Source organism: Microcoleus sp. BM001215392, from assembly GCF_036700185.1.
Lineage (GTDB): Bacteria > Cyanobacteriota > Cyanobacteriia > Cyanobacteriales > Microcoleaceae > Microcoleus.
In genome coordinates this window covers 1-2068 of the sequence record NZ_JAUBOJ010000644.1, presented here as the reverse complement: position 1 = coordinate 2068, position 2068 = coordinate 1, and the positions used below count along the sequence as shown (strand labels likewise).

Genomic DNA, 2068 nt, shown 5'->3' with positions numbered 1-2068 from the left:
TCTTCCCAGCCGTTAGTGTAGCCGAGATGCCCAGTGCGATCGAGCGAATGTTGCGCGTCTACCAGCGGTTGCGAAAACCTCGCGAGTCATTCGGTGAATTTTGCGATCGGTGGGCGATCGACAAATTGCAGAAATTACTGAGCCCAGAAAATCATTAAAACAGACAAACTCTCATCATTTCCCATTCTCTTTCTTCCTTCGCGCCCTTCGCGCCTTCGCGGTTCATTAAAAAAAGCTCTTTCACAAATCAAACAAACTTCCCATAATAACAATTTCAAATAAAGTTAAGTACAGTCTCCCAATTCCCAATTCCCAATTCCCAATTCCCAATTCCCAATTATCTTAATGATTGACTACATCCGAGACGGAACAGAAATATACACAAAATCCTTCGCCACAATCCGCGCCGAAGCAGACTTATCAAACCTACCGCCAGACTTAGAAACAGTCGCAGTGCGACTAATTCACAGTTGCGGAATGATCGACATCGTTACAGACTTAGCAGCTTCCCCCCTTGCCGCCACCCACGGGCGCAAAGCCCTCGCAGCAGGCGCGCCAATTCTGTGCGATGCCAGGATGATAGCCGAAGGCATCACCCGCAAAAGGCTTCCCGCAGACAATCCAGTGATTTGCACCCTCTGGAATCCCGAAGTCCCGGAGTTGGCGCGCCAAATCGGCAATACTCGATCGGCAGCAGCACTCGATTTGTGGCTAGATAAGTTAGATGGTGCAGTTGTAGCGATCGGCAATGCCCCGACTGCTTTATTCCGATTGCTGGAAATGTTAGATGCTGGAGCCCCGAAACCAAGTTTAATTCTGGGTTTCCCGGTAGGATTTGTGGGGGCGGCCGAATCCAAAGCCGAACTCGCTGTTAACAGTCGGGGAGTGCCATTTATCGCGCTACACGGGCGGCGAGGTGGTAGTGCAATGGCAACGGCGGCCGTGAATGCGTTAGCTAAAGAGGACGAACTATGACTAAGACTACTGGTAAATTGTACGGATTGGGCATCGGCCCTGGCGATCCGGAATTGATAACGTTGAAAGCTTATCGGATTTTGCAATCGGTGCCGGTGATTGCGTATCCGGCGATGGAAAATGGTAAGGTGCTCGCGCGTGCGATCGTCGCAGATTACTTGCGCCCCGAGCAAATTGAGATTCCGATGCCGCTGCCTTTTAGTCCGACGCGATCGTCTCAACCATATTACGATATTGCAGCCGAGAAAATTGCAGTTCACCTCAGCGAAGGGCGGGATGTGGCGGTTTTGTGCGAGGGCGAGCCTTTTCTCTACGGCACGTTTATGTATTTATTTAACCGTTTGTCGGGCAAGTTTACTACCGAAGTTGTGCCGGGAATTTCTTCGACGATGGCGAGTGCGAGTGCGCTGGGAGTGCCGCTGACTTATCGTAACGATGTGTTAAGTATTATGCCTGCGACGTTGGATGCCTCTGTTTTGCGCGATCGGCTGGCGCTGGTTGATGCTGCGGTGATTATTAAGCTGGGGAGGCACTTTGCGAAAGTTCGAGACGTGCTGATTGAGTTGGGACAATTCGATCGCGCACTATATATAGAGCGCGCAACTATGCCGAATCAGTGCATTCGGGCGATCGCAGATGTCGATCCTGCCGAAGTTCCCTACTGGGCGCTGGTGATGATACCCAGCCAGCAAAAGTCTGTATCTTGACCCCACTCAAAGACGCATATTTGTTTCACAACAGAAGTCGCGGATCTCAAACAAAGTTTACAAATCAGAGAGATCCGCCAGATTTATTTCTGGAATCCATCTCAAATCTATCATTTCAAATCGACTGAATCCTGTGCCTGGGAACGACTTGCTTCCAAGCTTCTCTTTTTATTGTCAATTCTTGGCTTCTTATCGGCATTTTTCAAAACCTATAAGTTAAACTTATTTTAAATATAAGTTTAACTGTTGTCACAGGTCTTTACAAAGCTTAGAATATCCTTTATATTTATTTACATGGCGGAACACAAAGCCGTCACGAACATTGAAAACAAAATAAAGCAATCATAAACACATGACAGCCACCTTACAGCAGCGCGAAAGTGCTA

2 protein-coding genes are annotated in these 2068 nt (G+C 48.4%); both read left to right on the top strand.

The annotated features are described in order from the left end of the window. Positions 1-345: 345 nt before the first annotated feature. On the top strand, positions 346-975 hold the full coding sequence (locus tag QT974_RS33745; protein WP_333472714.1) for a precorrin-8X methylmutase: 630 nt from the start codon (positions 346-348) through the stop codon (positions 973-975). Then, a complete protein-coding gene (locus QT974_RS33740) occupies positions 972-1682 on the top strand; it encodes a precorrin-2 C(20)-methyltransferase (protein ID WP_333472713.1) in 711 nt (236 codons plus the stop codon). The genes QT974_RS33745 and QT974_RS33740 overlap by 4 nt, the downstream gene beginning before the upstream one ends. Positions 1683-2068 lie beyond the last annotated feature (386 nt).